General features: G+C 61.0%; 23 protein-coding genes and 1 tRNA gene. 13 read left to right on the top strand and 11 right to left on the bottom strand.

Annotated features, from left to right (window positions below; genetic code table 11):
- Window positions 1–87: 87 nt before the first annotated feature.
- Window positions 88–777: an HAD family hydrolase gene (locus CFBP4996_RS02275; protein WP_003520496.1), complete on the bottom strand. Its 690-nt coding sequence runs from the start codon at window positions 775–777 to the stop codon at window positions 88–90.
- Window positions 778–999: 222 nt separating this feature from the next.
- Between CFBP4996_RS02275 and CFBP4996_RS02280 the strand changes: the two genes are divergently transcribed.
- On the top strand, window positions 1,000–1,680 hold the full coding sequence (locus CFBP4996_RS02280; protein ID WP_059754101.1) for a GntR family transcriptional regulator: 681 nt from the start codon (window positions 1,000–1,002) through the stop codon (window positions 1,678–1,680).
- A 46-nt stretch (window positions 1,681–1,726) separates the two neighbouring features.
- Complete coding sequence (locus CFBP4996_RS02285) at window positions 1,727–2,188, top strand: DUF1284 domain-containing protein (RefSeq protein ID WP_080853232.1); 462 nt, start codon at window positions 1,727–1,729, stop codon at window positions 2,186–2,188.
- On the opposite strand, the gene CFBP4996_RS02290 is transcribed toward CFBP4996_RS02285, so the two are convergent.
- Window positions 2,148–3,248: a hypothetical protein gene (locus CFBP4996_RS02290; RefSeq protein ID WP_080852552.1), complete on the bottom strand. Its 1,101-nt coding sequence runs from the start codon at window positions 3,246–3,248 to the stop codon at window positions 2,148–2,150. The two genes, CFBP4996_RS02285 and CFBP4996_RS02290, sit on opposite strands and share 41 nt — an antisense overlap.
- Window positions 3,249–3,486: 238 nt before the next feature.
- Between CFBP4996_RS02290 and CFBP4996_RS02295 the strand changes: the two genes are divergently transcribed.
- From CFBP4996_RS02295 to CFBP4996_RS02305, 3 genes are all read left to right on the top strand, one after another.
- On the top strand, window positions 3,487–4,632 hold the full coding sequence (locus tag CFBP4996_RS02295) for a site-specific DNA-methyltransferase (protein WP_003520492.1): 1,146 nt from the start codon (window positions 3,487–3,489) through the stop codon (window positions 4,630–4,632).
- Window positions 4,633–5,007: 375 nt separating this feature from the next.
- A complete protein-coding gene (locus CFBP4996_RS02300; protein ID WP_080852551.1) occupies window positions 5,008–5,259 on the top strand; it encodes a type II toxin-antitoxin system ParD family antitoxin in 252 nt (83 codons plus the stop codon).
- 2 nt (window positions 5,260–5,261) lie between these two features.
- A complete protein-coding gene (locus tag CFBP4996_RS02305; protein WP_162935992.1) occupies window positions 5,262–5,552 on the top strand; it encodes a type II toxin-antitoxin system RelE/ParE family toxin in 291 nt (96 codons plus the stop codon).
- 37 nt (window positions 5,553–5,589) lie between these two features.
- Here the strand turns inward: CFBP4996_RS02305 and CFBP4996_RS02310 are convergent, their stop codons facing one another.
- Together CFBP4996_RS02310 and mutY are read right to left on the bottom strand one after the other, a co-directional pair.
- The gene (locus CFBP4996_RS02310; protein WP_080852549.1) at window positions 5,590–6,201 is read right to left on the bottom strand and encodes an HAD family hydrolase; all 612 of its coding nucleotides are present in this window, start codon (window positions 6,199–6,201) and stop codon (window positions 5,590–5,592) included.
- 82 nt (window positions 6,202–6,283) lie between these two features.
- Complete coding sequence (mutY, locus tag CFBP4996_RS02315; protein WP_080852548.1) at window positions 6,284–7,393, bottom strand: A/G-specific adenine glycosylase; 1,110 nt, start codon at window positions 7,391–7,393, stop codon at window positions 6,284–6,286.
- Between the two features lie 126 nt (window positions 7,394–7,519).
- Between mutY and CFBP4996_RS02320 the strand changes: the two genes are divergently transcribed.
- The 4 genes from CFBP4996_RS02320 (at window position 7,520) to CFBP4996_RS02335 (ending at window position 12,895) form a co-directional block, all read left to right on the top strand.
- Window positions 7,520–7,984, top strand: coding sequence for a hypothetical protein (locus tag CFBP4996_RS02320; protein ID WP_035263001.1), 465 nt, complete (start codon window positions 7,520–7,522; stop codon window positions 7,982–7,984).
- 27 nt (window positions 7,985–8,011) lie between these two features.
- Complete coding sequence (locus CFBP4996_RS02325; protein ID WP_065116149.1) at window positions 8,012–8,533, top strand: DUF721 domain-containing protein; 522 nt, start codon at window positions 8,012–8,014, stop codon at window positions 8,531–8,533.
- A gap of 129 nt (window positions 8,534–8,662) precedes the next feature.
- Window positions 8,663–9,343 (top strand): DsbA family protein, encoded by a 681-nt coding sequence (locus CFBP4996_RS02330; protein ID WP_072494057.1) that lies wholly within the window; start codon window positions 8,663–8,665, stop codon window positions 9,341–9,343.
- Between the two features lie 84 nt (window positions 9,344–9,427).
- Complete coding sequence (locus tag CFBP4996_RS02335) at window positions 9,428–12,895, top strand: chromosome segregation SMC family protein (protein ID WP_080853231.1); 3,468 nt, start codon at window positions 9,428–9,430, stop codon at window positions 12,893–12,895.
- Between the two features lie 456 nt (window positions 12,896–13,351).
- Here the strand turns inward: CFBP4996_RS02335 and CFBP4996_RS02340 are convergent, their stop codons facing one another.
- Entirely contained in the window at window positions 13,352–14,329 is a 978-nt protein-coding gene (locus CFBP4996_RS02340; RefSeq protein WP_080852547.1) for a VOC family protein, read from the bottom strand.
- Between the two features lie 228 nt (window positions 14,330–14,557).
- Between CFBP4996_RS02340 and ppdK the strand changes: the two genes are divergently transcribed.
- Entirely contained in the window at window positions 14,558–17,284 is a 2,727-nt protein-coding gene (gene ppdK, locus CFBP4996_RS02345; protein WP_059754071.1) for a pyruvate, phosphate dikinase, read from the top strand.
- Here ppdK and CFBP4996_RS02350 read toward each other — a convergent pair.
- The 4 genes from CFBP4996_RS02350 to CFBP4996_RS02365 form a co-directional block, all read right to left on the bottom strand.
- Entirely contained in the window at window positions 17,262–17,534 is a 273-nt protein-coding gene (locus tag CFBP4996_RS02350; RefSeq protein WP_035260597.1) for a hypothetical protein, read from the bottom strand. The genes ppdK and CFBP4996_RS02350 overlap by 23 nt on opposite strands.
- Before the next feature lie 170 nt (window positions 17,535–17,704).
- Complete coding sequence (locus tag CFBP4996_RS02355; RefSeq protein ID WP_080852546.1) at window positions 17,705–18,301, bottom strand: demethoxyubiquinone hydroxylase family protein; 597 nt, start codon at window positions 18,299–18,301, stop codon at window positions 17,705–17,707.
- Between the two features lie 193 nt (window positions 18,302–18,494).
- Window positions 18,495–18,893 carry a hypothetical protein gene (locus CFBP4996_RS02360; protein ID WP_080852545.1) on the bottom strand — a complete coding sequence of 133 codons (399 nt, stop codon included), beginning with the start codon at window positions 18,891–18,893 and terminating at the stop codon, window positions 18,495–18,497.
- A gap of 150 nt (window positions 18,894–19,043) precedes the next feature.
- Window positions 19,044–20,408, bottom strand: coding sequence for a dicarboxylate/amino acid:cation symporter (locus CFBP4996_RS02365; RefSeq protein ID WP_080852544.1), 1,365 nt, complete (start codon window positions 20,406–20,408; stop codon window positions 19,044–19,046).
- 518 nt (window positions 20,409–20,926) lie between these two features.
- Between CFBP4996_RS02365 and CFBP4996_RS02370 the strand changes: the two genes are divergently transcribed.
- Complete coding sequence (locus tag CFBP4996_RS02370; protein ID WP_080852543.1) at window positions 20,927–21,847, top strand: DUF1499 domain-containing protein; 921 nt, start codon at window positions 20,927–20,929, stop codon at window positions 21,845–21,847.
- A 265-nt stretch (window positions 21,848–22,112) separates the two neighbouring features.
- Here the strand turns inward: CFBP4996_RS02370 and CFBP4996_RS02375 are convergent, their stop codons facing one another.
- A complete protein-coding gene (locus CFBP4996_RS02375; protein ID WP_080852542.1) occupies window positions 22,113–23,021 on the bottom strand; it encodes an MBL fold metallo-hydrolase in 909 nt (302 codons plus the stop codon).
- A gap of 202 nt (window positions 23,022–23,223) precedes the next feature.
- Between CFBP4996_RS02375 and CFBP4996_RS02380 the strand changes: the two genes are divergently transcribed.
- Together CFBP4996_RS02380 and CFBP4996_RS02385 are read left to right on the top strand one after the other, a co-directional pair.
- Window positions 23,224–23,298 (top strand) — tRNA-Gln (locus CFBP4996_RS02380).
- Between the two features lie 343 nt (window positions 23,299–23,641).
- Window positions 23,642–24,019, top strand: coding sequence for a hypothetical protein (locus CFBP4996_RS02385; protein ID WP_080852541.1), 378 nt, complete (start codon window positions 23,642–23,644; stop codon window positions 24,017–24,019).
- 347 nt (window positions 24,020–24,366) lie between these two features.
- Here the strand turns inward: CFBP4996_RS02385 and mqo are convergent, their stop codons facing one another.
- Complete coding sequence (gene mqo, locus CFBP4996_RS02390; RefSeq protein ID WP_162935919.1) at window positions 24,367–26,100, bottom strand: malate dehydrogenase (quinone); 1,734 nt, start codon at window positions 26,098–26,100, stop codon at window positions 24,367–24,369.
- Window positions 26,101–26,413 lie beyond the last annotated feature (313 nt).

Raw genomic sequence — 26,413 nt, forward strand, 5'->3', positions numbered from 1 at the left:
CCAAACACGTATCGTAAAATCAAAACGTTGCAGATGCTCGGGACAGGCCCGAGCATGACGAAGCGGCGTTTGTGACAAAGCCACAGATTAAAAAGCGCCTTCCCACTCCGCCATTGCCGCAATCACGGCCGGCAGATCCTGCATGCGCGAGATCACGGTTTCCGCGCCCGCATCCGTCAGCCGGTCGGCGTGGCTCGGATAGGTGTGGGATGCGCCGGTGAAGCCGATGACGCGCATGCCGGCGGCTCTTGCGCCATGGATGCCGTGCACGGAATCCTCGACCACGACCACGCGGTCGGGGGAAACGCCGAATTGCGCCGCGCCATGCAGGAAGATATCGGGCTTCGGCTTCACGCGGTCGGCGCCGAGATCCTTGGCGGAATAGATATGCGGCGCGAAATAGGGCTTCAGGCCCACCTTTGTCAGCATCATGTCGAGGCGGTGGCTCGATGAGTTCGAGCAGATGCAACGCGGCGTGGTCAGGCGCGACAGCGCGAATTTTACGCCCTCGATGATTTTCACGTCGCGTTCCAGCCGCATGTCGAGCAGCTTTTCCGATTTGTCGAGCAGCGAGGCGGAGAGCGGAATGCTGGCTTCGCTTTCCACCTGCAGAAGAATGTTCTTCCAGGTCATGCCGGCGAAACGTTCGCCCATTTCCTCGACGGAGATCGGATATCCGGCTTCGGTCAAGAGGCGGGATTCCACCTGCGCCGCGATGATTTCGGAATCGACCAGAACGCCGTCACAGTCGAAAATAATGAGGTCGAAGCCGCTCATGGGCGCTCCCTGTATCGGATTTGGCTGGAAGAAAACGATGCCGGGCTTTTAGACCATGTCCGCGCCAAGCTCAACCGGCGCACCCGCAAAGGTCGGTCCCATCAGGCTCATAGCTCGGTCGGCCTGTGTAAGCGACTGTGCCGCCTCGAATATTTGGTTTGGCGTTACTCTTTCGCGCAAAAACCGCTACACACGGCCGCGCCATATGCGTTATGGGATGTTATGCCCAAGCCAGTGAAGAACACGCCCGAAGACACCATTGCCGCGCGCATCAGCCGCACGCTTGCCGACCGCATCGTTCGCGGCGAGCTGTCGCCGGGCGAAAGGTTGCGGCAGGATCACATCGCCGCCGAATTCGGCGCGTCGCATGTGCCGGTGCGCGAGGCATTCCGCCGGCTGGAAGCGCAGGGGCTTGCCGCCAGCATTCCGCGACGGGGTGTCCGGGTGGCGGATTTCGGCCTTGACGATGTGCGCGAGGTGGCGGAAATGCGCGCCGCCCTTGAGGTTCTGGCGCTCCGCCACGCCATTCCCAACATGACGCCCGCCATTCTCGACCAGGCGGAGGCGGCAACGCTCGAAGGCGACAGCGCCGTCGATGTGCAGCATTGGGAGGAGGCCAACCGCCGCTTCCACCGCCTCATCACCGCGCCCTGCAACATGCCGCGCTTGATGGAGGCGATCGACGGGTTGCATGCGGCGAGCGCCCGCTTCCTGTTTTCCGCCTGGCGCGCCGGCTGGGAGCGCCGCACCGATACCGATCACCGCGCGATCATCGACGCGCTGCGTGGCGGTCGCGCCGAAGAGGCGGTGCGTATCCTCGACGGACATGTGCAATGGATCGGCCGCAAGGCGATCCGCACCTCGTCCGGCTCGGTGCGCGACGCCTTCGCCATCGTCGGATAGGGCGGGCCCCGTGACCGTCCGCCTCCGGCCCCACCATCTTCTCTGTATGCTCACCTATGTGGGCAAGGGATATACGTCCGGTTTCGTCGAAAATTACGACCGTGTCGCCGCCCGCCTGAATGCCGGTGAGGAGGACATCGAGCTGGTGGATGGGCCGGACGATATTTGCGAGGGCCTGTTGTGTGAAAGCCATGCCCACTGTTTTAACGAAGGCGTGGTGCAGCGGGACGAGACGGCCCGCCTTTCGGTGGCTGCGCTTTTGGGCGAGACATTAATCGCCGGCAAGAGGTTGCAGGCGACGCCCGACTTTCTCGCGAAGATGCGTCTGGCTTTCGCCGCAGGCGAGATCAGGCCGGCCTGTCGAGGCTGTCAGTGGATAAGACTGTGCGACCGTATCGCGGCGTCAGGCTTCGCAGGTGTGAAAATCGGCGAACGGCCAGAGCCTCCGGCCGGGCGGCGGCCGAGGCCTACTCCGGCACATCCGTCTCGGTTCTCTCGGCGGCCTTGACCGTCGCCTTGATCTCCTTCGGCTCGCGGCCGGATTTCTTGTCGTAGCTCACCTTCACCGAATACTCGCCGGGATGCAGGGTTTCCTGATGCTGCGTGCCGTAACGGCCGGAAATCTCCTTCTGCGTGCCCTGAAGATCCCTGGTGGTTTCAACGATATCGATCCGTTCCGCACCGGGCGCCTTGATGGCGAGAACGCCCGCATCGAGATCGAGGGTGATTTCGGTTCGTTTTCCGGCAGTCACGGTGAATGGTTGTTCCACCGTCACCTTGCCCAGGCGCGCGCGCATGACGAAGTCGCCGGCGGGCATTTCCATGATCTTGCCGGTGCCGTAAATGCCGTTGATGGTCTCACGCGTGCCATCCAGCGTTTCCTTGGCCGACATCGCTTCGAAGCGGATATCGTCCGTTTCCACCGCCCTGCCGCCTTCCGCATAAACGGCCTTGGCGATCACCACGCCGCTTGGAATGACAAGCTCGTGGCTGATCTTCTCGCCCGCCTTGATGGCAAGCGTCTCCTCAGCCCGCGCCGGGCCGATGCTGCCGGTGAGGACGACGTCTCCCGCCGGCACGAAGACGGTGTTCTGGCCATAGACGCTGTCCTTGAAATCGCCCTTGGTGATTTCCGTCTTGGCCTGCGTTTCCACATCGCCGCCGGCGCTGCGTTTCGGCACGACGGTCAATTCCGCAGCATCAAAATTCACCTTCGGCCTCGCGACGCTTCCGTCCTTCACCTCGAACGACACTTCGCGGGTCACATTGCTCAGCGCCGCCACCCCGACATATTTGCCCGCCGGCAGTTTCGCCTCGAAGGTGGCGTCATAGGAGCCGCCGGCATTGTCGTCGGTACGCCCGCCGGAACGGTCTGCCTTGTAGAAATCCCACCGCACCTTGTCGCTGTTGCCGAGCGAGGGGCCGCCATCGAACAGGACCGCATCGGTGACGACGTTATATTGCGGGGCCGGTTGCTGCGCCTGCGACGGCGCCGGCAGCGCCGTTGCGAAAAGTGCGGCGCAGACGACATTCATGGAAAAAGAAGCCATTTTCATCACGGACCCCATTGCGGATTACCCCCTGCCATCATGGCTCTTCCTGCCGCGCCGATATGCGGGGACAGGAGAACCCGTTGTGCACAACGTTTTTGCCCGACTTCGGGTTCCCCCCGCCGGCCGCCGCAAATCGCGCCTGCGGGCCGCGACAGCCATTTATTTCGCATTTTCCGTGACTTGTTCAGGCTTTGATAACCATCTTCGGTAACCATAAGCATCAGTAGAGAGTAAGCGTATGGAGCGAGTACCAATGGCAGCAGTTTTTCCGCTGGCCGATTTTCGGCGTGCCGGTTTTGATCGTGCGGGCGAGAGCGACGCCTGGAAAGACAGCATCATCAAAGGTGATTGTGTCGCTGCCTTGGATGCCCTCCCGAGCCAGTCGGTCGATGCGATTTTCGCCGATCCACCCTATAATCTCCAGCTCGGCGGCACGCTGCACCGTCCCGATCAGTCGCTGGTCGATGCCGTCGATGACGAGTGGGACCAGTTCGCCTCCTTCGAGGCCTATGACGCCTTCACCCGTGCCTGGCTGCTCGCCTGCCGCCGCGTCCTGAAGCCGAACGGCACCATCTGGGTCATCGGCTCCTACCACAATATCTTCCGCGTCGGCTCCATGCTCCAGAACCTCGATTTCTGGATCCTGAACGACATCGTCTGGCGCAAGACCAACCCCATGCCGAACTTCAAGGGCCGCCGGTTCCAGAACGCGCATGAGACGATGATCTGGGCCAGCCGCGATCCGAAAGCCAAGAACTACACCTTCAACTACGATGCGCTGAAGGCCTCCAATGACGATGTGCAGATGCGCTCCGACTGGCTGTTCCCGATCTGCAGCGGCAACGAGCGGCTGAAGGGTGACGACGGCAAGAAGGTGCATCCGACCCAGAAGCCGGAAGCGCTGCTGGCGCGCATCATCATGGCCTCCACCAAGCCGGGCGATATCGTGCTCGACCCATTCTTCGGCTCCGGCACCACGGGCGCCGTTGCAAAACGTCTCGGCCGCCACTTCGTCGGCATCGAGCGCGAACAGGATTATATCGACGCGGCATCCGCCCGCATCGCCGCCGTCGAGCCGCTCGGCAAGGCGGAACTGACCGTGATGACCGGCAAGAAGGCCGAACCGCGCGTCGCCTTCAACACGCTGGTGGAAAGCGGCCTCGTCCGTCCTGGTCAGGTGCTGACGGATGCACGACGCCGTTATAGCGCCATTATTCGTGCCGATGGTACGATTGCATCCGGCGGGACCGCCGGCTCCATTCACCGCCTCGGCGCGAAGGTGCAGGGTCTCGACGCATGCAACGGATGGACGTTCTGGCATTTCGAAGACGGCGACACGCTGAAGCCGATCGACGATCTGAGAGCGATCATCCGCAGTGAACTGGCAAAGGCCGAATAGTCAAAGCCCAAAAGGCTTAGACGCAACGATCCACCGCCCGCCCTTGTCAGCCTATGTCTCCGTCCGGTTTAGTACCTTCAGTCCCGGATGGAGAACGACCAACGCCCGGCACTTCGGTGTCGGGCGTTGGTATTTTCGAGTATCCTATTTTAGCAAGACAAGTTTCGCGCAAGAGATCGGCAATACTGTCTCAAATCAGAGCAGTGGTTGTGAAAATCCGGTTCGGAAAAATCACAAAAACATTGCGTCCGATGCCGCTTGCGGCAGGACTGGCGCAGGCCGGAGACCGCCATTTCCGCCTGCGCCAATTTCTTTTCCCGATCTGTTTTGACAAACTTTGCCAAATTCTGCACTCTTCCATCAAAGGAGATGAATATGGCGACCATGAACATATCGCTGCCTGCCCCCATGAAAGAATGGGTCGAGGCCCAATCCAGGACAGGTCGTTACTCCAATGCGAGTGACTACGTGCGAGACCTGATCCGCAAGGATCAGGAACGAGGCGAAAAAATCGCGGCGATGCAGCGTTTTGTGGATGAGGGACTGCAGAGTGGCGTCGGGTATCGCTCGCAGGAGGCCCTGTTCGCCGAGGCTGAAGCCCGCTCGATGAAACGCAAAATCGGTTGATCATGGGCTTTCGCCTGTCTCTGCTCGCGGAAGAGGACGTCATTCGCATAGTCGAAGAAGGCATCGTCTTATTCGGGCTGGCGCAGGCGCAAAAATATCACCGGGAACTCTATGAGATATTTGAGCTGATATCTCGCAACCCACGAATGGCACGAGAGCGGCATGAGTTGTTACCGCCGCTGCGTATCCATCGGTTCAGGGCACATCTGGTTGTTTATGCCGTGGGAACGGACGATGACGTCCTGATCGTCCGCGTCCGCCACGCACATGAAGACTGGGCCAACGAGTTGTAGCCGGGCGTCCACGTCACCGTTTTGCCCGGCAGCCAGCTTACGCTTCCACCCCATAAGCCCGCAAATCCTGCCGCAGCTTTTCCGCGCCGGTGAAGTGCACGGCCTGCCAGCCTGCTTTCTTCGCGCCTTCGACATTCACGAGCGTATCGTCGATGAAGAGGCTGGCGGCCGGATTGAGGCCGAATTCCCTGGCGTGCAGATCGTAGATCGCCACATCGGGCTTCAACAGCTTCACATCGCCGGAAACGGTGACGCCGCGCGGCAAAGTGAGGAAGGGGAACATTTTCTGCGCCTCGCGAAACGTGTCGGAGGCGAAGTTGGTCAGCATCGTCACGTCATGGCCGCTGTCGATCAGGGCAACCATGATGGCGACGCTGTCATCATAGGAATGCGAGACCATCTCGTGCCAGAACTTGCGGAAGGCGCGGATATGCTCTTCCCGCTCCGGAAACTGCTCCACCAGCAGCGCTTCGGCATCTTCCCAGCGGCGTCCACGATCCTGTTCGAGGTTCCAGTCATGGGTGCAGACGTTTTCGAAGAACCATTTGCACTCGTCGGCATCGGGAATGAGGCGGCTATAGGGAATATGCGGATCGTAATGGATCAGCACCTTGCCGATGTCGAATACGATATGCTCAATCTTGGTCATCGAAATTTCCTGCTTTCATCGAACATTAGCGCGTCTTTCAGACGCTCTAAATCTTTGAGTTGCGTATCGTTCCTATCGAAAATCAATTTCGATTTTCGGGCCGATACGCGGATGGAATAGCTTGGGCGATGACTTTTTTCATCACCGTTGGCAGCGCCTGTGCGTCAAGATTTGTAACCGGCTCCCACCATCCGTCATCCGGGCCGGTTTTAAGGTCGTCCGACACCTGCGCGCGATAGACGGTGAGCCGCAGTTCGAAATGGGTGAAGACATGCACGATGACGCCCGCCGCCTGCCAGCCGGCGGCAAAGGGCGCATGGCTCGCCTCCGTGCCGCCGTCCATGCGGGCGGTCCATGTCGTTGTTGGCACCTCGGTCATGCCACCGAGAAGCCCGCTTTCGATGCGCCGACGGAGCAGGATTTCACCGCTCGCATTCACCGCCACGAAGGCGGCCCCCAGCCGCACCGGCTTTGCCTTCTTCGCCGCCTTGACCGGAAAACGCTCCGGCTCGTCATAGGCAAGCGCAAGACAGTGGCCGTTGAACGGACAGAGCGCGCAGGTCGGCCGTTTCGGCGTGCAGATCGTCGCGCCGAGATCCATCATCGCCTGGGCAAAATCGCCGGGCCGGTCAGAAGGGGTAAGTGCGGCCACCTTCGCTTTCATGGCGGGCTTTGAGCCGGGCAGGGGAGCGTCTATGGAAAAGAGGCGGGAGATGACACGCTCCACATTGCCGTCCATCACCGCCGCCTGCCGGTTGAACGCGATGGCCGCCACGGCGGCGGCGGTATAATCGCCGATGCCGGGCAGTTGCTTCAGACCCTCTTCGCTGTCCGGAAAGGTGCCGCCATGGTCGCGCGCCACGGCTTCGGCGCATTTTTTAAGGTTGCGGGCGCGGGCATAATAACCGAGCCCCGCCCAGGCCGCCATGACATCCTCGACCGGAGCCGCGGCCAGATCGCTGACGCTTGGCCATGCCGCGAGAAACTTCAGGAAATAGGGTTTAACCGCCTGCACCGTTGTCTGCTGCAACATGACCTCCGACAGCCAGACGTGATAGGGATCGGCGCGTTTTCCCCGTGCCGCCATGGCGGGAGACGTGCGCCATGGCAGTTCGCGATGGTGCCGGTCGTACCATGCGAGAAGTTGTTCCGCCGTCGGATGTGATATGTGTTGCCGCGTATGTGTGTTCATCGCCGCTGAACATAGACACGGCACGGCAATCTGCAACAGCAGCCTGCGGCGGCGGCGTGGAAAACCGCATCCGGTGACGAACGCCCGACATCGAAACCCATGATCCGATTTTGGAGGAAGAGCCCCATGCTGAATGCGCTGCTGGATAATATACCCCAACCGCTGCTTTATGTTATCGGGGTTTTGTTGGCCCTTTGCCTGATTGGGAGCCTGTTGAACCATATTGGCCGGCTGTGTTTCGGGCGTCAGAACAGCGTGGCCTTTGTGGTTTCCCGCCTGATCGGCGAAGTCCGTGAACTGGAGAAGATGAGAGGCAAGCCCTCGCGCCGCTTTCGAATTATCGAATCCGGTTTCTGGGCGATTTTCTGCCATGGCCTGTGGATATACCTCTCCATCGTCCTGACATGCATGTTGGTGATTGCCGTTATGTCGGATAAGCCGGGAATATCGCATCTGAAGTTTTTGGCTGGGGCCTATTTCCTCTTTGGATGTTTGGTGGCGGGAATGATACGCTTGGGCGCCTGCCGGGACTGGCGACGATTTCGCGCATTGTTGCGCGGCGAAGAAGATGACGATGGCGCGACCGCTTGAGGCCGCTTGGCCTCTGTCGAGGAGAGCATGAAGAAACCCGCAGATTCATTCCGCAAAGGCGTCGTGCAGATCGCCGAAGTCGCCAATGGCATCATGGACCCCGTGCTGTCCAAACGGGCGGGCATCAACACGGCGCTGCTCGGCTCCTGGGACGAGATCGCTGGCGACGACTTCGCCGATTGCACCCGACCGGAAAAGATCACCTGGCCGCGCCGCGACGAGGGGCCGGATCGTGGCGGTTATCAGCCGGGCGTGCTGACGATTGCCTGCGAAGGCGCGCGCGCCCTGTTTCTCACCCATGCGCAGGGCGAACTGATTGCCCGCATCAACGGCTTTTTCGGCTTTCCGGCGGTGCGCCAGATCAGGATCGTGCAGAAACCGGTGTCCCAAACCGTCAACCGCCGGCGCAAACCGCAACCCCTGCGCGGCGATGCGGCAAAACGTCTCGATGACATGATGGACGGCATCGAGAGCGAGGCTTTGCGCAAGGCGGTGGAGAGGCTGGGCACGGCGGTATTGCAGAAAAAGCCGCGCGGCAGGACGATTTGATGTGCACAGGCTGTCCTTGACTGGTCACAATTCTTTGACAAGAAGAGTTCAAAACCCCGCTTGTGATGAACAGGCCGTCGCTATATCGGAATCAACGGACAATAGAGTCTATTACCAACAGGTGCTTTCATGCATTTTCCCGAACTGACCATTTCCCGTCGCAGCCTCCTCGGCGGCGTTGCTCTTGCCGCCGTTGCCACGGCCCTGCCGTTTGCCTTCACGCCCGGTATCGCCGAGGCGCAGGAATTGCCTGAATCCACCGGCGATGTGGATATGGCTGCGGTGATGAAGCCCGGCCCGCTGCCGGAAGCCGCGCTCGGCGATGCCAACGCACCCGTCAAGATCGTCGAATACATGTCGATGACCTGCCCGCACTGCGCCAACTTCCACAACAAGACCTTCGAAGAGATCAAGAAGAAATACATTGATACCGGCAAGGTCTATTTCGTGCTGCGCGAATTCCCGTTCGATCCGCGCGCCGCTGCCGCCTTCATGCTGGCGCGCTGCGCACCGGAAGGTCAGTATTTCCCCTTCGTTTCCATGCTGTTCAAGCAGCAGCAGAGCTGGGCCGTTGCACAGGATGCGCGCGCCGCCCTGCTGCAAATGTCGAAAATGGCCGGTTTCTCACAGGAGTCTTTCGAGGCCTGCTTGACGAACCAGAAACTTCTGGATGATGTGAACGCAACGATGCAACGCGGTGCGACGGAATTCGGCGTCAACTCCACGCCGACTTTCATCATCAACGGCAAGAAATACGCAGGAGACATGTCGGTTGAAACCATGTCGGCTGTCATCGACAAGCTGCTCTGATCGCCGGACCTTTAAAGGAACGGGCGGCGGATATTGCCGCACGCCCGTTTTTTATTGCCCGTCTTCTTGCTGGGGCGTGACGGCATGAAGTTCAACAAGCTCCGCCTCGTCGGTTTCAAATCCTTCGTCGAACCTTCCGAATTCATCATCGAGCCGGGGTTGACCGGTGTCGTCGGGCCGAACGGCTGCGGCAAGTCCAATCTGGTCGAAGCGCTGCGCTGGGTGATGGGCGAGAATTCCTACAAGAACATGCGCGCATCCGGCATGGATGACGTCATCTTCTCCGGCTCCGGCAATCGCCCGGCCCGCAACACCGCCGAAGTCGGCCTTTATCTCGACAATTCTGACCGCACCGCGCCCGCCGCCTTCAACGATGCCGATGAAATTCAGGTGACGCGCCGCATCGAGCGCGAAAACGGCTCCGTCTACCGCATCAACGGCAAGGAGGCGCGCGCCAAGGATGTGCAGCTTCTGTTTGCCGACGCCTCCACCGGCGCGCGCTCGCCTTCCATGGTCGGGCAGGGGCGTATCGGCGAGCTCATCAATGCCAAGCCGCAGGCCCGCCGCCAGCTGCTGGAAGAGGCGGCCGGCATTTCCGGCCTGCATTCGCGTCGCCACGAAGCCGAGCTTCGCCTTCGCGCCGCCGAGACCAATCTGGAGCGGCTGGAAGACGTCACCGCCCAGCTGGAAAGCCAGATCGAAAGCCTGAAACGCCAGGCGCGGCAGGCCAACCGTTTCAAGATGCTGTCAGCCGATATCCGCGCCCGCGAGGCGACCCTGTTGCACATCCGCTGGGTCGAGGCGAAGGAAGCCGAGGGGGAGGCGGAAAGCGCGCTCAATCAGGCCACCAACATCGTCGCCGAAAAAGCGCAGGCGCAGATGGAAGCGGCCAAGCAGCAGGGAATCGCCAGCCTGAAACTGCCGGAGCTGCGCGAGGACGAGGCGAAAGTCGCCGCCGCCCTGCAACGCCTGCAAATCGCCCGCACCCAGCTGGATGACGAGGCCAACCGCCTGCTGCGCCGCCGTGATGAGCTGGCCCGCCGCCTGTCGCAGCTTGGCGAGGATATTATCCGCGAGGAACGGTTGGTCTCCGATAATGCCCAGATACTCGCGCGGCTCGATGAGGAAGAGGCCGAACTCCTCGAAATCCTGTCCGATTCCGGCCGCCATGCCGACGAAATGCGCGAAGCCTTCGAAGCGGCCGCTATCAAGCTGGCGGAAAGCGAAGCCATCTTCACCGCGATCACTGCCGAACGGGCCGAGGCCGCCGCCGCCCGTCAGCAACTGGAGCGGGCGATCCGCGATCTTTCCGACCGTAAGCTGAGGCTGGAACGGCAATCGCAGGAGGCATCCGCCGAGATCGATGCCATCGACGAAAAACTCTCCGGCCTTCCCGATCCTTCCGAACGGCGCGAAGCGGTCGAGGCGGCGGAGATCGCGGTCGAGGATGCCCTGATCGTGGTGGAGGAAGCCGAAGCTGCCGTCGCCGAGGCCCGTTCCGCCGAAGCGCTGGCGCGCGCGCCGCTGGAAACGGCGCGGAACCGGCTGAACGCGCTGGACACGGAAGCGCGCACCATCACCAAAATCCTTGCCTCCAGCGCCGCCGCCAATGGCAGCTTTACGCCGGTGGCCGAAGAAATGACGGTGGAGCGCGGTTTCGAGGCGGCATTGGGTGCCGCCCTCGGCGACGATCTCGAAAGCCCGCTCGATCCCGCCGCGCCCGCCTATTGGGCCGGAAATGGCGATGGCGCTGATGATCCCGCCTTGCCGCAGGGTGCTAAACCGCTTCTGGATTATGCGCAGGCGCCGGAAGCCCTGCGCCGCGCTTTGGCGCAGATCGGTGTCGTCGCAAACACTGCGGAAGCCCGGCGCCTGCTGCCGCATTTGAAGGCCGGACAGCGGCTGGTGACGCGCGAAGGCGCGCTGTTTCGTTGGGACGGTCACATAGCCAGCGCCGATGCGCCGGGTGCCGCAGCGCTTCGCCTGTCGCAGAAGAACCGCCTCGCTGAAATCGAGACAGAACTGGATGAGGCCCGCTCCATTCTGGACGAGGCCGAAGACCAGCTTGCCGCGAAAACCGAAGATATCCGCAGCAGCGAATTGCGGCTCTCGGAAGTGCGCGACAGAAGCCGTCTTGCGACCCGCCATCTTGCCGAGGCGCGCGAGGCGCTCACCGCCGCCGAAAGGGCCTCGGGCGATCTGCTGCGCCGCCGCGATATCGTGTCTGAAGCACTGAACCAGATCGGTGCGCAGATCGATGAGATCGCTGTTCAGGAGGAAAACGCCCGCATCGAAATGGAAGACGCGCCCGATCTTTCCGTGCTGGATCTGCGGCTGCGCGAAAGCCAGCTTGAAGTCGCGACCGACCGTGGCCTTCTGGCGGAGGCCCGCGCCCGCCATGAGGGTGTGAGCCGCGAGGCGGAAAGCCGCCAGCGCAGAATTCAGGCAATCGGGCAGGAGCGCTCCACCTGGCAATCGCGTGCGGCAAGTGCGGCCGATCACATCGCCACGCTGCGCGAACGCGAGGAAGAGGCACGCGAGGAAATCGCCGAGCTGGACATAGCGCCGGAGGAGTTCGACGAGAAACGCCGCAACCTCCTCAACGAATTGCAGAAGACCGAAGACGCCCGCCGCGAGGCCGCCGACCGGCTGGCCGAGGCGGAAAACCTGCAGCGCGCCGCCGACCGGGTGGCGGCAACGGCGCTTTCGGAACTGGCCGAAGCCCGCGAAAAGCGTGGCCGCGCCGAAGAGCGGCTGGTCTCCGCCCGCGAAAAGCGGCAGGAAACCGAACATCGCATCCGCGAAACGCTGAATACCGAGCCGCATATGGCCTTCCGCCTGACCGGCCTTGGCCCCGACCAGCCGAAGCCGGACATTCGCGATGTCGAGCGCGATCTCGATCGGCTGAAGATTGAACGCGAGCGGCTGGGCGCCGTCAATCTGCGCGCCGAGGAAGAGCAGGCCGAGCTTTCCGCCAAGCTCGAAGCGCTGATCAAGGAACGCGACGACATCATCGACGCCGTGCGCAAGCTGCGCGCCGGCATCCAGAACCTCAACCGCGAGGGCCGCGAACGGCTGATCGCCGCTTTCGATGTGGTCAATTCGCAGTTCCAGCGGCTGTTCACTCATCTCTTCGGCGGCGGCACGGCGGAATTGCAGCTGATCGAATCCGACGATCCGCTGGAAGCGGGCCTGGAAATCCTCGCCCGCCCGCCGGGCAAGAAACCGCAGACCATGACGCTGCTTTCCGGCGGCGAACAGGCGCTGACGGCCATGGCGCTGATCTTCGCGGTCTTCCTCACCAATCCCGCGCCCATCTGCGTGCTGGACGAGGTGGATGCACCGCTGGATGACCACAATGTCGAGCGTTACTGCAACCTGATGGACGAGATGGTGGCCTCCACCGAAACCCGCTTCGTCATCATCACCCACAATCCCATCACCATGGCGCGCATGAACCGCCTCTTCGGCGTCACCATGGCCGAACAGGGCGTCTCGCAACTCGTCTCCGTGGATTTGCAGACAGCCGAACAATTGCGCGAAGCCGTCTGAGGCTTCTTTTCCCCTTCGCCCACCATCGCGAATTTATCTGGCCGTATCACCCATTCGGGTGAGCGACAATGCGCGGTGTTTTGCTATGTTTTCCGCAAGGGCCAAAGGGCTCATCACAGACCCCACCATCCGGTTTCCTGTACCGGATGGAATGCCTTGCGAGGCCGCTGCCGTGGCCTCGCAAGGCTTTCTTTTTCCGGGTTCATAGGGTTGCGCGGCGGTTTGCATTGGCAATTGTGTCAGGGGAGTAAACCTCTTTCCGTCATACCGGCCTTGAGCCGGTATCCAGCCAGCCCAAGTCCTTGGGCTGAAAGGACTCTTCCCGTCGCGCGAGAGCCGCGTCGACTGGATTCCGGCTCAAGGCCGGAATGACGCAAGGAGAGGACACTACGAATCCTGGTAAACGCCGAGCTTGCCATAAGTGTCAATCGTGCAGTGCGGATCGCTACCGCCTGCTCACGCCGGCACCAGCCGCAGCCGCGTGCCCCAGGGGTCTATCGCTTCCACGACGTTATTCTCCATCTCCACCAGCACATAACCGGCGGCCCGCAGCCGCGTCTTCTGCGCCTCCAGATCATCGGGGTTGCGAACGGTGAGGGAAAACCAGTCGAGGCCAGTTTCCATGGCGTTGCGTTCCTTCGCGCCACGGCTGTTCCATGTATTCACCGCCAGATGATGATGATACCCGCCGGAAGAGAGAAACGAGGCATCGGAGCGCGCGTCCTGCGTCGGTTGCAGGCCGACGGCCGTTTCGTAAAAGGCGCGGGCGGCGGCGATTTCGCCGACCCGCAGGTGAACATGCCCGATGCGCATTCCCGGCGGGGCAGCCTCGTAGTCGCTTCTTTTGGTATCGGTCAGCTTCACCAGATCGTCGACATCGAGCGGTTCGGTGCCCATTTTCACCACGCGGCCGCTCCAGACCCATGTATCCTTCGGCCGGTCGCTGTAAACCTCGATGCCGTTGCCCTCGGGATCGTTGAGATAGATCGCCTCGCTGACATTGTGATCGGCAAAACCGGTAAGCGGTACCTGCTTCAGCGCCGCATGTACCAACCAGCGCGCCAGATCCTTGCGCGAGGGCATCAGATAGGCGATGTGGAACAGGCCGGCGGAGGTGGGGCTTTCGAAATCCGCCGCCGGCTTGTGCACCAGATCGAGCAGCGGCACGGTGCCGACGCCGAGCGTCACGCCTCTTGCCGTGCGCTCCACCTCGTTCATGCCCAGCACTGAACGGTAATACTCGATCATCTGGTCGAGATCGCGCACGCGCAGCGCGGCCTGACCGATATGCATCGGCGTCGTCAGCGCGAAGGGAAGGGCGGAGGCGGGGCCTGCGACGGACACTGCGCCTTCGGCTTTGAGCGCCCCGGCAAGCGCGCTGGCGGCACAGGAAATTCCGGCAAATTTAAGCGTATGGCGGCGGGTAAATTGCATGAATAATCTCTTTGTCGGCGATTTGAATGGCTTAGGCAACACTCCAGTTCAGCGCATTACACGAATGCGTCAATCATGCCGTTATTCGGCCTTTGCGGCAATTCTTGCGCGCAATTTGCCGCAATTATGCTGCACTGCGATGTAAACTGCACGTTGCGGCGTTTCCAACGTGCCGCCAATGCTGTAGATGATAGAAAAATGACAACGCTTCTGGGTGGAGAGCGTGGAATGAAAAAGTGGGTTTATACCTTCGGCAACGGTGCTGCCGAAGGCAGGGCAGGTGACGTTGCGATATTGGGCGGCAAGGGCGCGAACCTTGCCGAAATGGCAAGTCTCGGCCTTCCCGTTCCCCCCGGCCTAACCATCATAACCGATGCCTGCGCGCTTTATCACAAGAACGGCCGCGATCTCCCCGAAGAGCTGAAGCTGCAGGTCATGGCTGGCCTGCACGGCATGGAAACCGTGACCGGCAAGACCTTCGGCGGCAGCCACTCGCCGCTGCTCATCTCCGTCCGTTCCGGCGCGCGCGCCTCCATGCCCGGCATGATGGATACCGTGCTGAACTTGGGTCTCAACGACCGCACCGTCGAGGCGCTGGGCCACGATGCGGGCGACGCGCGTTTTGCCTGGGACAGCTACCGCCGCTTCATCCAGATGTATGCCGATGTGGTCATGGGCCTCGACCACGAATTGTTCGAGGAAATTCTCGAGGACGAGAAAGGCCGCCTCGGCCATGAATACGATACCGACATGTCGGCGGTCGAATGGCAGCATGTCGTTTCGCTTTATAAAAAGCTGATCGAGGATGAGCTGGACGAAGCCTTCCCGCAGGACTGTCATGTCCAGCTCTGGGGCGCCATCGGCGCAGTCTTCGCCAGCTGGACCAACCACCGCGCCGTGACCTACCGCCATTTGCACAATATTCCGGGGGACTGGGGCACGGCCGTCAACGTGCAGGCCATGGTGTTCGGAAATCTCGGCTCGTCCTCGGCAACCGGTGTCGCCTTCACCCGCAATCCTTCGACGGGCGAGGCGGAGCTTTACGGCGAATTTCTCGTCAACGCCCAAGGCGAAGATGTGGTGGCGGGCATCCGCACGCCGCAATCCATCACCGAGGCGGCGCGTCTTGCCTCCGGCTCCGACAAGCCCTCGATGGAAAAGCTGATGCCGGAGGCGTTCAGTGAATTTCTGGCGATCTGCAAGCGGCTGGAAAACCATTATCGCGACATGCAGGATCTGGAATTCACCATCGAGCGCGGCAAGCTCTGGATGTTGCAGACCCGTTCCGGCAAGCGCACCACCCGAGCGGCCATGAAGATCGCCGTCGATATGGTGGAAGAGGGGCTGATCTCGCAGGAAGAAGCCGTCTGCCGCATCGAGCCCTCGTCGCTCGACCAGCTGCTTCACCCCACCATCGATCCCGGCACATCGCGCCCCATCATCGGCTCCGGCCTGCCGGCCTCTCCGGGGGCGGCGACGGGCGAAATCGTCTTTACCGCCGAAGAGGCGGTTGCGGCGGAAGCCGAAGGTCGCCGCGTCATTCTGGTGCGCATCGAAACCAGCCCGGAAGATATTCATGGCATGCACGCCGCCGAAGGCATTCTGACCACGCGCGGCGGCATGACCAGTCACGCCGCCGTGGTGGCGCGCGGCATGGGCATTCCCTGCGTCACCGGCGCCGGCTCCATGCGCGTCGACATGCGCAACAAGGTGCTGATCGGCGTCGGCTGTATGCTGAAACGCGGCGATGTCATCACCATCGACGGTTCTTCCGGCCGGGTGCTGAAGGGCGAGGTGCCGATGACGCAGCCGGAACTCTCTGGCGATTTCGGCAAGCTGATGGAGTGGGCAGACAGCCTGCGCCGCATGACGGTGCGCACCAATGCCGACACACCCGCCGACGCCCGCGCCGCCCGCGCCTTTGGCGCGGAAGGCATTGGCCTCTGCCGTACCGAGCATATGTTCTTCGAGGGCGACCGCATCCACGTCATGCGTGAGATGATTCTCGCCGAAAGCGAAAAGGGCAGGCGGGCGGCGCTCGATGAGCTTCTGCCGATGCAGCGCTCGGATTTCACCGAGCTTTTCCAGATCATGCACGGCCTGCCGGTGACGATCCGCCTGCTCGACCCGCCACTGCACGAATTCCTGCCGAAGACCGATGGCGAAATCGTCGAGGTGGCGGCCGCCATGGGCATGCCGCAGACGGTGTTCCGCCAGCGGCTGGATGCGCTGCACGAATTCAACCCCATGCTCGGCCATCGTGGCTGCCGTCTCGCCATTTCCTATCCGGAAATCGCCGAAATGCAGGCACGCGCCATTTTCGAAGCGGCCGTTGCGGCGGCGCGCATCACCGGCGCGCCGGTCGTGCCCGAGATCATGGTGCCGCTTGTCGGTCTGCGCGCGGAACTGGATTACGTCACCGAAGTCATAGACGGCGTCGCCGCTGCGGTGGCGCAGGAAACCGGCATGGAGATCGAATATCTCACCGGCACGATGATCGAGCTGCCGCGTGCGGCCCTGCGCGCTCATGTGATTGCGGAAGCGGCGGAATTTTTCTCCTTTGGCACCAACGACCTGACGCAGACCACCTTCGGTATTTCCCGCGACGATGCGGCGCGTTTCATCAATACCTATCAGCGCAAGGGCATCATCGAGCGCGACCCGTTCATCTCGCTCGATTTCGATGGCGTGGGCGAGTTGATCCGCATCGCCGCCGAACGCGGCCGCCAGACGCGGCCGGAGCTGAAGCTCGGCATCTGCGGCGAACATGGCGGCGACCCGGCCTCGATCCATTTCTGCGAGGACGCCGATCTCGACTACGTGTCCTGCTCGCCCTTCCGCGTGCCCATTGCCCGCCTGGCCGCGGCGCAGGCAACGCTGGCGGCGAAGAGGGATGAGGGCAGGGTGGCGAGCAATGTCGCCTTTATTCCCGTCAGGGGTTCTGTTGGACGATGATGCGCCGCTCCACCACCACGGGGCGGTAGAACATGTCACGGTTCATCTGCGCCTGCCAGGCGCGGTTGTCGGCGCGGCGGTCCATTTCCAGATCGAGAAGGCAACCGGCCATCGGGTCCGTGCCGGGGCGGAAACCATAACCCCGGCAAGTCGCCTCATCCCGCGCCCGGCGCTCTTCCGGCGTCAACGTCTGGCAGGCGGTGAGCGCCAGCATGGCGGCAAGCGCACCGAAGACGATGGAAACACGCATTTTGTTTCTCCCTTAACATGACAGCCGTACGGCACTTTTATTGCCGCGATTGATACGCCTGTTTTGATACGGGGAAAAGCCGCGTAGGGGCGGAAAGTTGCGTTTGGCAGGCGAACCTCTTCGCCGTCATGCGGGCCTTGAACCGGCATCCACTTGCCTGAGCCTCGGCATCAGGACTGTCTGGAACGCGCCATTTCAGCGCGCATCCAGCTTGAGTCTCCCCATGTCGAGAGCCAGATCATCAGATCGGTGAGAAAGCCGATAATCGGCAGCAGAAGCATATGGCCCAAACCGCGCGTCGTCTGGTTTTTCTCGGCCTCGTGCAGATGAGCCAATTCCTGTTCCTGAATTGAAGCGATAAGCCTATGAAGCTCGGGATCTCTCGTTTGCAGGAAGGCCAATTGATCTTCCAGATGGCGGTGAACGGTGCTTTCAACGGCTTCGGTGCAAATCCAGACCATGTTGCGTCCGCCGAGCGCGGTCAGAAAACCGAGCAGGAGACCTCCAAGGCTCCAAAACGCCATTACACGACAAGGCCTTGCGTTTCTGGATGGCATGGCGTCCCGAAACCGGCGGCAATGATCGATCTCGTCTTCCCGCATTTCCTGAAGAGCGGGTACGATGTCCGGAAACAGCCGGCGAGCCATCCATATCTGCGCGCCGTAGATACGAATAGCGCCGAACTCACCGGCGTGATTGACTTTGAGAATACGCCGAACGGTAAGCGCCGGGTCGTATTTGCCGGGACTGCCGGACGTTCGAAACATTACCAAGGCGCGTTCCATTCCAGCTAAATGCAGCAGATGTTACCGGCACTATGAGAGGCGGCTGTGACCACGATTGATAAGCCTGTTTCGATGCCGGGAGAACCCCATTGGGCGCGGAAAGTCGTATTCGCCAGAGCGGAGATGCAAATTTCGCAGTCTCCGTTGGTTCCGAAACCAAACATCCTGATTTCGCTCAGGAATCACGAAGAAAAGACGGCGGGAACAAACCCTGTTGAATGAGCCAGTCGCCGAGCAGAACCGTGAGGACGGCGATGAGGACGATGCCGCCGATAAATGCGAAGAGGCCGAGCGTGGCGCGGGTCCACCGGCGGGTTTGATAGAGATAAATCGCAAGCCCGACGGGTGCGAGCAGAACGGTGGTGATTTTGGCGGCGGAGCTGCGCCGGAGGTCCCGCTTTTCGGCATCCTCTATCTGCCACCAGGCAAATAGCGTGATGATGCCGATCATCTGCACCAGATCGTTTGCGGTAAAGGATGCTGGAGGCCCGGCAGGCCAGACGGCCGCATCGATCAGAAGCCCGAGGGAGATGAAAGCGAGCAGGCCGACATAGATCCAGTTCCGTTTCGCCATGCACAGTTTCCGCTCTAAATTGCGCTATTGCCGTGCCGTTATCGCTATCGATGAAATTATCGCCGTCAACCCCAAACTATCAGGGAGCAACGGGAATGGTCCGCATGGGGCGTTTCCTTTTTCACCGGAAACGCCCCATGATTGTCGCTGTCAGGCTGGCGCTGCTTCCCGGTCGTCGAGCGCGTCGATATCCTTGGCGTTGTTATAGACGGCCTCATCGAGAATGCCCTCGCGCTTGGCGACGATGGTGGGCACCAGCGCCTGGCCGGCGACGTTGACCGCCGTGCGGCCCATGTCGAGGATCGGGTCGATGGCGAGCAGCAGGCCCACACCTTCAAGCGGCAGGCCGAGCGTGGAAAGCGTCAGCGTCAGCATTACCACCGCGCCCGTGAGGCCGGCGGTTGCGGCGGAGCCGAGCACGGAGACGAAGACGATCAGCACATATTCCTGGATGCCGAGCGGCACCTGGAAGAACTGCGCGATGAAGATCGCCGAAATCGCCGGATAGATGGCGGCGCAGCCGTCCATCTTGGTGGTGGCGCCGAGCGGCACGGAGAAGGCGGCATATTCGCGCGGCACGCCGAGGCTCTTTTCCGTCACGGTTTCGGTGACGGGCAGCGTGCCGATGGAGGAACGCGACACGAAGGCGAGCTGGATGGCCGGCCATGCGCCCGCAAAGAAGCGCGACGGCTTCAGGCCATGGGCGAGAAGCAGCGCCGGATAGACCACGAAAAGCACCAGTGCGAGACCGATATAAACGGCCGCCGCATACCAGCCGAGCTGCGACAGCGTCGTCCAGCCATATTGATCGACCGCGCGGCCGAGCAGGCCGATGGTACCGATGGGGGTGAGGCGAATGACCCACCACAGGATTTTCCGCACGATGGCGAGCAGCGACTGGTTGAAGGCGAGGAACGGCTCCGCCGCCTTGCCCGCTTTCAGCGCCGCGACGCCGAAGGCAATCGACACCACGAGCAGCTGCAGCACGTTGAAGTTCAACGAGGTGCTGGCCGCGCCATTATTGAGCTTGGTAGACGCTTCGAGGCCGAAGACGTTGGCCGGGATCAGCCCCTTCAGGAAATCCAGCCAGGAACCGGTGGAAGAAGGCGCTGCCGCTGCCGTATTGGCAATCGCCGTGTTGACGCCGGGCTGAATGACGAGGCCGAGCACGATGCCGATGACGACGGCGATCAGTGCGGTGATGGCGAACCAGAGGAGTGTCTGCCACACAAGCTTCGCCGCATTGGAGAGATTCTTGAGATTGGCGATGGAGGCGACGATGGCCGTGAAGATCAGCGGCGGAACCAGCGCGCGCAAAAGCTGCACGAAAATGCTGCCGATGGTTTGCAGTGTCACCGAAAGCCAGTTGGGGCTGCCGGCGGCATCGGGACCGATGTTGCGCGCAACGAGGCCGAGCAACAGGCCGATGACCATGGCGATCAGAACCTGAAAGCCGAAATTGCGATAAAAGGGTTTAGGCCGGGAGGGGCCGGCGGACGTCGTTGCCTGTGACATGACATGTCTCTTTATTGTGCAAGAAAACGAGAATGTTGCACTTTTTACACGCATTCTCGAGGGAGGTCGCCGAGAATACGCCGATTTCCTCAGCAATTAAGGGATGAACGTGCGTATTTGTTGCGTTGTCGGGGAATAATTCTCTTTAGGGGAGGCAATGAGGAAAAATATTCCAGCGTCTTGTTGCCTTCGACGTCAGAGTCCTAAAACCTATAGTTTGGCAGTGTCATTGCCTGATATTCCGTCACCCCGGACCTGATCCGGGGTCCAGCGCGATCAAGTCCTTGATCGCAAAAGACTCATCCTCACGGCGCAGCATGGCTGGATGCCGGATCATCCTCGGGCTTGTTCCGGGGACCGGCATGACGGAGACGTTCGCGCGCTTTAGCGTAGGGATCGCCTCCTCCTTTGTTTTCCTCGCCGCAAATCCGGTCTATGACATCATATGCAGGTGATTCCCTGCCAGAATTTGGGTGCGACGCTTTTTAGCCAATGCGATCTAACGGATATCCGCTTTCATGACTGTGCGTTTCGTCCGGCCTTTTTCGGTTGCAGCCTATCTTTCCCGCTATCTGGGTCTTGCGGCGCTTGTGCTGTTTCTCATCGCCGCCGGCATTCATCGTTTCGGGCCGCTGACGACGCCCGATCTCGTCGGTCTCATCATCATCGCCGCCGGCATCGCTCTCGCGGCCGTGCTTCTGGCGTTGATCGGACTTCAGCGGCTGTGGACAAAGGGCGCGCGTGGCGGCCTTTCGGCACTGGCGGCGCTGCTTCTCTCGGCCCTGCCGCTCGGCGTGGTCGGTTACGGCGCTTTTCTTTATTGGCAGCAGCCGAAGATTTACGACATCTCCACCGATCTGACCGACGTGCCGGAATGGCTGGTGACGCCCGCCGCCAACCAGCAATGGCTGGTGCGGCCCGCGACCATTGCCAAGGCCGACCGCGACGCGCAGGCCGAAGCCTATGCCAGCCTCGCCGGTCGCCGTTATGAAGGCGCAATCGACCGCATCTATGCCGCCGCCAAAAAAATGGCCGCCACACAGAATATCCGCATCGCTCACACGAAGGGCGTGATCGGGGCGGAAGATGCGCCCTCCGTCGGCGTTCCGGAGCAGGACAGGACGCAGCCTGCGGAAGAAGGGCCGGTCGAGGATCTGCCCTCCATCGTGCCGGTGCCCATGGCCCGCCCGACGGACGCGCCGTTGCCTACCTTCTTTAACGGTAGCGGCGTGGTGCTGATGCAGGGCGAAACGCGCACGCGCATCTGGGGCCTGCGTTTCGATATTCTCATCCGCCTCAAGGAAGAGGCTGAAACCACCATCGTCGATGTCCGCGTCGCCTCCCGCTACGGCCCGCACGATCTCGGCATGGGTGCTGCGATTGCGGAGGCCTATCTCGATGCGCTGGATGCGGAGATGCAGGGGCTGAACGACAATTGATGTGTAGCTGACGCTACGCGTCGTCTTGATGAGAAACGAGAGTGTGCCGCCTGCTTCTTCTCCCCGAGGGGGAGAAGGTGGCCCGAAGGGTCTGATGAGGGGGCAGGCTCTCCGTACATCTCTACCCTCACCCCCTCATCCCGCTGCCGCGGACTTCTCCCCCTCGGGGAGAAGAAACAAGTGGCATCCGCTCGATCCAATCGAGGCTTGGAGTGAGAGGTGAGGTCGCAACGCGTCCTGAAATCTCGCGTGCCCAAAATATCCGCTATGCCGGAAAATACTCACCCAGCAGCGAAGGCGCACCATCCGTCTGCACCTCGCCCTTTTCGATCAGGTCTTCGATATGTGCCAGCACGGAAAGTGCGGCTGCGCCATGCAGGCGCTTGTCGGTGCTGGCGTAGATCACCTTCACCATATCGGCGATCAGCCGGTCGCCTTCGCGGATACGCTTCAGAACCGCCTTTTCCCGCATGCGGCGGTGGGCGCGCAAGCCCCGCATGAAGGCGGCTGGATCGGTGACCGGGCCGCCATGGCCGGGCAGGAACAGCCGGTCGTCGCGGGTGAGCAGCCGTTCCAGCGAGGCCATGTAGTCGATCATCGCCCCATCCGGCGGCGCGACGATGGTGGTGGCCCAGGCCATGACGTGATCGGCGGAAAAGACGATACCGCTGCCATCAAGCGCGAAGGCGGCGTGGTTGGCGGTGTGTCCCGGCGTATGCAGCGCGGTAAGCCGCCACCCGTCGCCGGAAAGGCTTTGGCCGTCGCCAAGCGCGATATCGGGCACAAAAGCCGTATCGGAACTTTCGGCAAAGGGGTTTGTCTCGCCCGCGTGCAGCGGGCGCGCGGCACGGTGTGGACCCTCGGCCACCGTTATCGCCCCTGTCGCCTCCTTCAGCCGGCGGGCAAGCGGCGAGTGATCGCGGTGCGTATGGCTGACGAAGATATGGGTGACCTCGCGGCCCTTCAGCGCCGCCATCAGCGCCTGAAAATGCGCCTCATCCTCCGGGCCGGGATCGATGACGGCGACGGAACGGTCGCCGACAATATAGGAGTTGGTGCCATGGAAGGTGAAGGCGGAAGGATTGTTGACGGTGATGCGCTGGATCAGCGGGGCGACGGGAACCGCCTCGCCATAGGCCGGCTTAAAATCGAGATCGAATGCCGGGTCCGCCATCGAGACCTCCTGAAAAATGCCATGCCAGCTTGAGCCGCAGCCTCAACCGCGCCATCGCCAAGCCCTAACATGCGAACTTCGCCACGGCACCCAAAAAGCTTGAATTTTGTGAAAAAATAAGTCGCCGGGTCATTGCCGGGCCGGGCAGGCTTTGCTAATCAGGCCCGGTTCAGGCAGCGGCGTTTCGCCTTCGCTGCCCTGTTGGGGCGTCGCCAAGCGGTAAGGCACCGGTTTTTGGTACCGGCATTCCCAGGTTCGAATCCTGGCGCCCCAGCCAAATTTTCTTACCGCAGTTAAATAAAAGACTTAGACGTAGATGCGTACCTCAGTGAGTACCTCACTATGTACCCCGTTTGCCGCAAGATTTGAACTCTTTCGACCACCTATGTTGCGTGAGTGATAGTCGCCCACTTTCTGCCAAGCAGTTAGCGGCGTCATCATCGGAAGTGAGGAAGCTGGAAGAGCGCGCCGCAACCTCATTGATAAATGGTTATTGCCCGGACTATCGAAGAGTGACCTTGATACTATTGGCTGTGGATACCTGTGCGTTGCGAATATTATCGCAATATTCGTAGGATATAGTGTGCGTCTTGTGCCTTGCCTTTTGGGGATTTAATTGAATGAAGACGACTTTACTTCTCTGTGCAGCAGCGATTGCATTGGCTGGCTGCCAGACTCCGGCACCACAATCTGTTTTGGATTCGCAACGTCCTCCTACCAGATCGATTAAACGGGACTATGTGGATGTCCTGCGCGGAACCATTAAACCCGGGGATTTCACGAAAGCCGAGATTTCGAGCGTAGTGTTGCTCGATCCCGCAAAGCAGATTTACGCTTTTTGCACGCGGACAGCAGAACGTTCCAATCCCAATTGGTCGTATATTGGCATAGCCTTGTACCAGAATGTGAGCGTGGACGCCTCAAAGAATGACTACCGCTGCCGTGACAAGCGATTGCGTTACTATAATTTTCCTGAGTTGCTGAACATGAAATCCTGATTGCGATTGCGCGGCGCTAAGCTCGTCTTCCGCGCCGCCCATCTTCACTCCCGTGCTGGAGACCATGTAAGGAAACTTCAGGAGAAGTTCGGAGGCTCAGCGAAAGATAGCAGAAGCCACAGGCGTCCCTCGTAACGCTCCAACGGTATCTGAAGGTGACCTGACGTCATCCGATGATGGTCGGCTTACCACGCCACGCTATAACCCAGGATACCGTTAAGCGCGAAAACCTGTCCTCCGTCATTCTCGGGTCAAGCCCAGGGATGAGTGCGGAGGAAGGAGCGCATCAACAAAAACGCCGCGCATCCAGAGACACGCGGCGTCAAACCTAAAAATCGCGAAATGCCTTAAAGCGCGATATCCGGCACCTTCTTCACCGGCGCCCCCGCAGGCGCCGCACCGGCGCCCTTCAGCGCCTCAAGGTCGATCTGCGGCGGGGTCGGCAGCTGCAGGTGTTCGGCGGTGTAAGCCCATTCCTGCTGTACCTTTTCCGGGTCGTCATTGAGCTTGGTGCCGTAGCTCGGCACGATCTGGCGGATCTTGGCCTGCCATTCAGGCGTCGCCACCTTGTCCTTGAAGACCTTTTCCAGAACGCTGAGCATGATCGGCGCGGCCGTGGAAGCGCCCGGCGAAGCGCCGAGCAGGCCGGCGATGCTGCCGTCCTTGGCGGCGACGACTTCGGTGCCGAGCCGCAGAACGCCGCCCTTTTCTTCGTCGCGCTTGATGATCTGCACGCGCTGGCCGGCCTGCCACAGACGCCATTCGCCCTGCTTGGCATTCGGGAAATATTCCTTCAGCGCGGCAAAACGGTCGTCATCCGACATCATCAGCTGGCCGGCGAGATATTCCACCAGCGGATATTCATCGATGCCCACCCGCACCATCGGCCAGGCGTTGCTGGTCGTCACGGAGGAGACGAGATCGAAATAGGAGCCTTCCTTCAGGAACTTGGTGGAGAAGGTGGCGAAAGGTCCGAACAGGATGACACGCTTGCCGCCGAGCACGCGGGTATCGAGATGGGGAACCGACATGGGCGGCGAGCCGACCGAGGCCTTGCCATAGGCCTTGGCCAGATGCTGCATCGTCACGTCAGGATTTTCGTTGATGAGGAACGAGCCGCCCACCGGGAAACCGGCATAATCGTCCGCGTCCGGAATGCCGGACATCTGCAACAGGTGCAGCGCGCCGCCGCCGGCGCCGATGAACACGAATTTCGCATCCACCACCTGTTCGGCATCGGTCTTGGTGTTGGTATAGGTCACGCGCCAGCTGCCATCGGCATTGCGCTGGATGTCGGAAACCTCGCTATTGACCTGCAGGTCGAAATTCTGGTCGCCCTGCAGATGCGATACGAACTGCCGGGTGATTTCGCCGAATTCCATGTCGGTGCCGAGCGGCGACCATGTCGCGCCGATCTTCTGGGAAGGATCGCGGCCTTCCATCATCAGCGGCACCCATTTCTTGATCTGCTCGGGATCGGTGGAATATTCCATGCCGGCGAAAAGCGGGCTTGCTTTGAGCGCCTGATAGCGCTTTTCCAGATAGGCGACGTTCTCGTCACCCCAGACGAAGCTCATATGCGGCGTGTGGTTGATGAAGGAGCGCGGGTTCTTCAAAACGCCGTTGCGCACCTGCCATGCCCAGAACTGCCGGGAAATCTGGAAGGATTCGTTGATGTTGACGGCCTGGGTGATCTTGATGTTGCCGTTGTCGTCTTCCGGCGTGTAGTTGAGTTCGGCGAGCGCCGAGTGGCCGGTGCCGGCATTGTTCCAGCCGTTCGAGCTTTCAAGCGCCACGCCATCCAGCCGCTCCAGCATCTGCATCGACCAGGTGGGCTCGAGTTCGCGCAGCCACACACCGAGCGTCGCGCTCATGATGCCGCCGCCGATCAAAAGCACGTCGACCTTCTTGGCGGCCGTATTGGCGAGAAGCGGGGAAGAGGGCAGCGCCGCTGCGGCAATGCCGGCAAGCGCGCCGCCCAGAACCTGTCGACGGTTCATGGGAAATGCGTTGGAAAGGGAGGTTTCCTGGGAAAGATCAGTGAGCTGGGATTTGTCTTGATCGATAGGAGTCACGGCCATACCTGATTCTTGTTTTGTGTTAAAAACATTCCTCCCGTTCGCCCCGTTACAGCAAAGCGCAAACCGGCACAACCCGGACTCTTTCACTCCAGTTCAAGCAGTTTTGCAGGGATTTTGCAGGGACATATGGTCGCAACGGCCATTTTTGCGGTTTTGCCGATCGTCATTTTTATGACGGCGAAGATTAGACGACGCTTTCAAACGGTTGAAAGGGTTCTGTGAGCGGGATATCTCGGAAAGGCGGATATGACGCTGTTTCCGGCGCGTTACGGGTCGCAGGGTGCGGCTATAGGCAAAAATTTTTTCAGAAAAA

The sequence above is a fragment of the Agrobacterium leguminum genome (assembly GCF_005144435.2).
Taxonomy (GTDB): Bacteria; Pseudomonadota; Alphaproteobacteria; order Rhizobiales; family Rhizobiaceae; genus Agrobacterium; species Agrobacterium leguminum.

What these genes read in the sequence shown, in the direction of transcription:
- mutY (WP_080852548.1), bottom strand. Translation starts at nt 7,393, where the DNA reads ATGAACACACATACGCGGCAACACATATCACATCCGACGGCGGAACAA.
- CFBP4996_RS02350 (WP_035260597.1), bottom strand. Translation starts at nt 17,534, where the DNA reads ATGCGTGTTTCCATCGTCTTCGGTGCGCTTGCCGCCATGCTGGCGCTC.
- CFBP4996_RS02300 (WP_080852551.1), top strand. Translation starts at nt 5,008, where the DNA reads ATGGCGACCATGAACATATCGCTGCCTGCCCCCATGAAAGAATGGGTC.
- CFBP4996_RS02370 (WP_080852543.1), top strand. Translation starts at nt 20,927, where the DNA reads ATGACTGTGCGTTTCGTCCGGCCTTTTTCGGTTGCAGCCTATCTTTCC.
- CFBP4996_RS02355 (WP_080852546.1), bottom strand. Translation starts at nt 18,301, where the DNA reads ATGTTTCGAACGTCCGGCAGTCCCGGCAAATACGACCCGGCGCTTACC.
- mqo (WP_162935919.1), bottom strand. Translation starts at nt 26,100, where the DNA reads ATGGCCGTGACTCCTATCGATCAAGACAAATCCCAGCTCACTGATCTT.
- CFBP4996_RS02290 (WP_080852552.1), bottom strand. Translation starts at nt 3,248, where the DNA reads ATGGGGTCCGTGATGAAAATGGCTTCTTTTTCCATGAATGTCGTCTGC.
- CFBP4996_RS02320 (WP_035263001.1), top strand. Translation starts at nt 7,520, where the DNA reads ATGCTGAATGCGCTGCTGGATAATATACCCCAACCGCTGCTTTATGTT.
- CFBP4996_RS02280 (WP_059754101.1), top strand. Translation starts at nt 1,000, where the DNA reads ATGCCCAAGCCAGTGAAGAACACGCCCGAAGACACCATTGCCGCGCGC.
- CFBP4996_RS02375 (WP_080852542.1), bottom strand. Translation starts at nt 23,021, where the DNA reads ATGGCGGACCCGGCATTCGATCTCGATTTTAAGCCGGCCTATGGCGAG.
- CFBP4996_RS02360 (WP_080852545.1), bottom strand. Translation starts at nt 18,893, where the DNA reads ATGGCGAAACGGAACTGGATCTATGTCGGCCTGCTCGCTTTCATCTCC.
- CFBP4996_RS02305 (WP_162935992.1), top strand. Translation starts at nt 5,262, where the DNA reads ATGGGCTTTCGCCTGTCTCTGCTCGCGGAAGAGGACGTCATTCGCATA.
- CFBP4996_RS02285 (WP_080853232.1), top strand. Translation starts at nt 1,727, where the DNA reads ATGCTCACCTATGTGGGCAAGGGATATACGTCCGGTTTCGTCGAAAAT.
- CFBP4996_RS02330 (WP_072494057.1), top strand. Translation starts at nt 8,663, where the DNA reads ATGCATTTTCCCGAACTGACCATTTCCCGTCGCAGCCTCCTCGGCGGC.
- CFBP4996_RS02275 (WP_003520496.1), bottom strand. Translation starts at nt 777, where the DNA reads ATGAGCGGCTTCGACCTCATTATTTTCGACTGTGACGGCGTTCTGGTC.
- ppdK (WP_059754071.1), top strand. Translation starts at nt 14,558, where the DNA reads ATGAAAAAGTGGGTTTATACCTTCGGCAACGGTGCTGCCGAAGGCAGG.
- CFBP4996_RS02365 (WP_080852544.1), bottom strand. Translation starts at nt 20,408, where the DNA reads ATGTCACAGGCAACGACGTCCGCCGGCCCCTCCCGGCCTAAACCCTTT.
- CFBP4996_RS02310 (WP_080852549.1), bottom strand. Translation starts at nt 6,201, where the DNA reads ATGACCAAGATTGAGCATATCGTATTCGACATCGGCAAGGTGCTGATC.
- CFBP4996_RS02295 (WP_003520492.1), top strand. Translation starts at nt 3,487, where the DNA reads ATGGCAGCAGTTTTTCCGCTGGCCGATTTTCGGCGTGCCGGTTTTGAT.
- CFBP4996_RS02335 (WP_080853231.1), top strand. Translation starts at nt 9,428, where the DNA reads ATGAAGTTCAACAAGCTCCGCCTCGTCGGTTTCAAATCCTTCGTCGAA.
- CFBP4996_RS02340 (WP_080852547.1), bottom strand. Translation starts at nt 14,329, where the DNA reads ATGCAATTTACCCGCCGCCATACGCTTAAATTTGCCGGAATTTCCTGT.
- CFBP4996_RS02385 (WP_080852541.1), top strand. Translation starts at nt 23,642, where the DNA reads ATGAAGACGACTTTACTTCTCTGTGCAGCAGCGATTGCATTGGCTGGC.
- CFBP4996_RS02325 (WP_065116149.1), top strand. Translation starts at nt 8,012, where the DNA reads ATGAAGAAACCCGCAGATTCATTCCGCAAAGGCGTCGTGCAGATCGCC.